8 protein-coding genes are annotated in these 5271 nt (G+C 60.9%); 7 read left to right on the forward strand and 1 reads right to left on the reverse strand.

Annotated elements, in window-relative coordinates; all coding sequences use genetic code 11:
• The coding region (locus tag WBF74_RS02880; protein ID WP_424434893.1) for a hypothetical protein at positions 1 to 605 on the reverse strand (605 nt) is incomplete at its 3' end.
• A gap of 109 nt (positions 606 to 714) precedes the next feature.
• Between WBF74_RS02880 and WBF74_RS02885 the strand changes: the two genes are divergently transcribed.
• The 7 genes from WBF74_RS02885 to WBF74_RS02915 form a co-directional block, all read left to right on the forward strand.
• Complete coding sequence (locus tag WBF74_RS02885) at positions 715 to 1032, forward strand: gene transfer agent family protein (RefSeq protein ID WP_424434896.1); 318 nt, start codon at positions 715 to 717, stop codon at positions 1030 to 1032.
• Positions 1029 to 1220 (forward strand): rcc01693 family protein, encoded by a 192-nt coding sequence (locus tag WBF74_RS02890; protein ID WP_424434899.1) that lies wholly within the window; start codon positions 1029 to 1031, stop codon positions 1218 to 1220. The genes WBF74_RS02885 and WBF74_RS02890 overlap by 4 nt, the downstream gene beginning before the upstream one ends.
• A 4-nt stretch (positions 1221 to 1224) precedes the next feature.
• Complete coding sequence (locus WBF74_RS02895; protein WP_424434902.1) at positions 1225 to 1854, forward strand: phage tail tape measure protein; 630 nt, start codon at positions 1225 to 1227, stop codon at positions 1852 to 1854.
• Position 1855: 1 nt separating this feature from the next.
• Entirely contained in the window at positions 1856 to 2488 is a 633-nt protein-coding gene (locus WBF74_RS02900; protein WP_424434905.1) for a phage distal tail protein, Rcc01695 family, read from the forward strand.
• A gap of 3 nt (positions 2489 to 2491) precedes the next feature.
• Positions 2492 to 3331, forward strand: coding sequence for a DUF2163 domain-containing protein (locus tag WBF74_RS02905; protein ID WP_424434908.1), 840 nt, complete (start codon positions 2492 to 2494; stop codon positions 3329 to 3331).
• Between the two features lies 1 nt (position 3332).
• On the forward strand, positions 3333 to 3800 hold the full coding sequence (locus tag WBF74_RS02910) for an NlpC/P60 family protein (RefSeq protein WP_424434911.1): 468 nt from the start codon (positions 3333 to 3335) through the stop codon (positions 3798 to 3800).
• A 3-nt stretch (positions 3801 to 3803) separates the two neighbouring features.
• Positions 3804 to 5271, forward strand: a 1468-nt coding sequence (locus WBF74_RS02915) for a baseplate megatron protein TIM-barrel domain-containing protein (RefSeq protein ID WP_424434914.1), incomplete at its 3' end; no start/stop codon positions are given.

Here is a 5271-nt window from a genome sequence, read left to right on the forward strand (position 1 = left end):
ATCTGACCATCGATAGAAACAGGAAAAGCTGCGGTGATTTCGATGGCTGAATCCGTTTCTGTACCCCTGATCGTCGCAACATCTGCGCCAGTGGGCAGTTCATAGCGTTGTTCTATCGTTTGAATGAGGTCGGGAGTTTTGGGAACAACGATTTCGCCTGTTATCTCATCCTCGATATAGAGCCACTTCCGGATGCGGTCGTATTTGAGTCCGTCCATCCAATGTACATCTTCGTCGCGCTTAACGACGTATCGTCCTCCGGGCTTCGCATCAAGCATGACCGGAATTGTGGTGTAGTATCTGCCATGAGTATAGCCAATGGCGAGGGACTGTTTGCCCGGCACAAGCTCTATAGACGCGGTGAGAAGATCATCTTCAAACGAAACCTTACCATTGATCGCAAAGACACCAACGCTGGTACCGGGTGTTCCGAATAATCCTTGAGCTTCTTCATGCGTTCCGCGGATCGTCGCCGGCTCGGCAACACCTGTGAGATTCGGCTTGTAAAGTGGGAAGTCAGCAACCGGCAGCGTTGCAAGCTGCGGCCCGCATGCGGCAAGCGGCAAGGTGAATAGTACCAAAAAAAGAGAAAGAAGACGCCTCATGGAAAGCTCTCCATTTCCATGCCCCATTTCCATGCCCCTGCGGCATCAGCGTCAGAATAGAATCATCAGAACACGGAAGTCAGCAACTCTTTTGCAAGAGGGATCAATAATGCCGAACAGACATCGCGGCGAAATCGATGCCATGCTTAATGGCTCCCGCAAGACATTGGTGCTGACGCTTGGCGCACTCGCGGAGCTGGAGCAGGCTTTTGGCGGCGAGGATATGCTCTCTCTCGCAAGCCGCTTCGAAACGGGGCGCATCGCGGCCATGGACGCGGTGAAGATCATCGGCGCCGGGCTTCGCGGTGCGGGGCATGACTGCACGGATGAAGATGTCGCCCGCATGACGGCGGAAGGCGGTGCAGCAGGCTTCATAGCCATCGTCGCCGATCTTCTCTCGGCAACCTTTGGCGGGGCCACGCAGTGAGCCTCCCGCGCTTTCCCTGGGCGGAAGCGATGACGCTCGGCCTTGGCACGCTTCGTCTGCCGCCTGAAACCTTCTGGCGCATGACACTGCCTGAACTTGCTGCCGCTGCGCGCGCCTTGCGCGGGAACGCTCCCGCAGCACCCGATCGCAGCGACCTTGCCGCTCTCATGGAAGCCTATCCGGATTGAAAAGATGACAGAGCAGACAGGCCCCGAACACATCACCCGCGCCATGCTGGAGGCGGGCGACGCCTCGCGCAATTTTGCGCTTGATAGTGAGCGCGCGCTCAGATCCGTGAGCACGGAACTGCGCCGCGCCACGCGGGAAGGGCGGGATTTCGGCAATGCGCTCGGCAACGCCTTTGAAGGCATTGCGCTCAAAGGACGCTCCCTTTCCGACACGCTCCGCAAGCTTGCGCTCGATATATCCCGCATGGCGCTTGACCGCGCGGTGAAGACGATCACGGGTGCCGTCTCGGGCGGCCTCGGCCATCTGCTTGGCGGTGTCATCCCGAGCGCCAATGGCAATGCCATCTCGGACGGGCGCGTGCTGCCCTTTGCGAAAGGCGGCGTCGTTTCGAGCCCCGTGCTCTTTCCCTTGCGCGGTGGCGCCGGCCTAGCGGGAGAGGCGGGCGCAGAGGCAATCCTGCCGCTTCAGCGCGGCGCGGACGGGCGGCTCGGCGTTGCCGCGCAGGGGGGATCAGCGCCCGTGAACATCACCTTCAATGTCACAGCGACAGACGCCGCAAGCTTCCGCCGATCGGAATCGCAGATCGCCGCCATGCTCAGCCGCGCCAGTGCGCGGGGAAACAGGAATCTCTGACATGAGCTTTCATGAAATTCGATTCCCACTCGACATCTCCCTTGGCGCGAGCGGCGGGCCGGAGCGGCGCACAGAGATCATCACGCTTGGCTCCGGCCGTGAGGAACGCAACACGCCCTGGGCCATGTCGCGGCGGCGTTTCAATGCGGGCCTCGGCCTTCGCAAGCTGGATGATGTTCACGCCCTCATCGCCTTCTTCGAGGCAAGGCATGGCAGGCTTTACGGCTTTCGCTGGCGCGACCGGACGGACTGGAAAAGCTGCCCGCCCTCGGCCTCCGTCGCCGCAAACGATCAGGTGATTGGAACGGGCGATGGTGAACGTCGGACATTTCAACTTTTGAAAACCTATCTCTCGGGCGAGGCAAGCTACACAAGGGAGATCGTGAAGCCGGTTGCAGGCTCGGTGATTGTCGAAGTTTCCGGCGCACCGATGGAGGAGGGGGAGGATTTCAACCTTGATGCAACAAGCGGTGTCATCACCTTCTCCCTGCCGCCTGCAACCGGCGCCGTGGTGAAAGCCGGATTCGAGTTCGATGTGCCGGTGCGCTTCGATACGGATTTTCTCGATATCAATCTCGCCGCTTTCGAAGCGGGCAGCATCCCCGACATTCCCGTCATCGAAATCAGGCTCTGACAGATGAAGCAGATTTCTCCTGGCCTCGCTGCACACCTCGCAGGCGGAACGACGACGCTCGCCTGGTGCTGGAAGCTCACGCGCCGCGATGGCGTCACACTCGGCTTCACCGAACATGATTGCAACCTCACGTTTGACGGCGTGACCTATGAGGCAGCATGCGGCCTCACCGCGTCCGCCCTTGAGACATCGAGCGGCCTCAATGTGGACAATCTCGATGTCGCAGGCGCATTCAGCTCGCTGCGCCTCGATGAAGGGGACCTCGCAGCGGGCCTTTATGATGATGCCGACATTGAGATATGGCGCGTGAACTGGACGAATGTCGATGAGCGCCTTCTCATGCGAAAGGGAAATCTTGGAGAAATCGCCCGCTCCGGTGCCGCTTTCACCGCCGAGCTGCGCGGCCTTGCGCACAGGCTGAACCAGCCCACCGGCCGCCTCTATCAATATGGCTGCGATGCCGATTTCGGTGATGCACGCTGCGGCCTTGATACGGATGACTGGACAATTGCCGGAACCGTCACGAGCGCGAACGGCGCCACACTCATTGTCGAGGGACTGTCTGACTTCGCGGCGGGTCACTTCACGCGCGGTCGCCTCACTTTCGCCAGCGGGGCGAATGAGGGCGCGGTGATGGAAGTGAAGTCACACGCGCCGGGCGGGCGGCTGGAACTCTGGCGTGCTCCTGCACGCCCCGTTGCACCGGGCGATACGGTGAGCATCCTCGCCGGATGTGACAAGCAATTTTCGACCTGCCACATCCGGTTTGCCAACGCGAAAAACTTCCGCGGCTTCCCGTATATGCCGGGTAATGATTTCGTGCTGGCGCGGGCGGGGAACTGACATGACACGCCGCATGGAAATCGTCACCGCCGCGCGGTCATGGATCGGCACGCCCTATCGCCATCAGGCAAGCGTGAAAGGGGCAGGCTGTGACTGTCTCGGCCTTCTTCGCGGTGTCTGGCGCGAGGTGATCGGGCCGGAGCCGGAAACACCGCCGCCCTATACGGCAGACTGGGCCGAAGCGCCGGGCAGTTGCAAGGAGACAATGGCAGAGGCCGCGCGGCGTCACCTTCAGGAAATCCCGATTGAGACGGCAGGCGCAGGCGATGCGCTTCTCTTCCGCATGAGACGGCACGGCCCCGCAAAACACATTGCTATTCTGAGCGGGCCGGACCGGATGATCCATGCCTGGTCCGGCCATGCGGTGACGGAAACACATATTGGCCGCTGGTGGTGGTCGCGCGCGGCATCCGCTTTCCGCTTCCCCGGCGTCGAAGCGGAAGATCGCTCATTCAGGTTCGAGGACTGATCCTTGGCAACTCTCATTCTTTCGGGCGCTGGCTCTGCCATCGGCAGCGCGCTGCTGCCTTCCGGCCTCAGCTTTCTCGGCTTGTCGGTTTCGGGCGCAGCACTCGGCAGCGCGCTGGGCAGCATTGCCGGGTCGCTTGTCGATGCGCGCCTCTTCGGCATGAACGCACATGTGGAGGGCCCGCGCCTTGGCGATCTTCATGTCATGGCGTCGAGCGAAGGCGCGCCGATACCGAAGGTCTATGGCCGCGCGCGCATCGGCGGGCAGGTGATCTGGGCGACGGATTATGTCGAGCATCGCCACACGCGCAGGAGCGGCGGCGGCAAGGGCAGCGGCTCGTCTGCTTCCGTCACGGAATATAGCTACTCCGTCTCCTTTGCCGTCGCGCTCTGCGAGGGCGAGATCACGCGCATCGGACGTGTCTGGGCAGATGGAAAACCGCTCTCGCTCGCTGGCCTTTCATGGCGTCTCCATCGCGGAAGCGAAACACAGATGCCGGACCCGCTGATCGAAACGGTTGAAGGCGTGGCACCCGCCTATCGCGGGCTTGCCTATATCGTGTTTGAAAATATGAAGGTGACGCCCTTCGGCAATCGTATTCCGCAACTGAGCTTTGAAGTATTTCGCACGCTTGATGATGTGGAAAGCCTCGTGCGCGCTGTCACCATCATTCCCGGCACGGGCGAATATATCTATGACACGGAGCCTCGGCGCGAAATCCTCACCGAAGCATCTAGTCGCACACTTAATACGCATATGGCGAGCGGTGAAACGGATTTCGTCACCGCTATAGATGAGCTTGAAGCCGCACTACCAGAAGCGCGTGCTGTCTCGCTCGTCGTTTCGTGGTTTGGAGATGATCTGCGCTGCGGCTCCTGTTCCATCCGGCCAAAGGTCGAAACGCGCAACAAGATCACCTGGCCGGAAATGTGGAGCGTCGCCGGTGTCTCGCGTTTCGCGGCAGCGGAAGTAAGCCGCATCGACGGCAAACCCGCCTATGGCGGCACACCCTCTGACGCAAGTGTTCGTCATGCGCTGTCGGAACTGAAGGCGCGGGGACTGGCCGTCACCTTCTACCCCTTCGTGATGATGGATATTCCGGCAGACAGCACCTTGCCTGACCCGTCTGGCGCAGGCACGCAACCGCCTTATCCGTGGCGCGGGCGCATCGCGCCGACAGGCGATATCGCGGCGAGTATCGCTGCCTTCTTTGAGGAAAATGAATGGTCCTACCGCCGCATGGTGCTGCATTACGCGGAGATTTGTGCATCTGTCGGCGGTATCGATGCCTTCATCATCGGATCGGAACTGCGCGGGCTGACACAGGCACGCGACAGCGAAGGCAATTATCCTGCAGTCGCTGCGCTGCGTACGCTCGCGGCGGATGTGCGTGCTATTCTCGGGCCGGATGTAAAGATTTCCTACGCCGCAGACTGGAGCGAATATCGCGGCCACGATCTCGGCGAGGGTG

Source organism: Parvibaculum sp. (assembly GCF_049672805.1).
Classification (GTDB): domain Bacteria; phylum Pseudomonadota; class Alphaproteobacteria; order Parvibaculales; family Parvibaculaceae; genus Parvibaculum.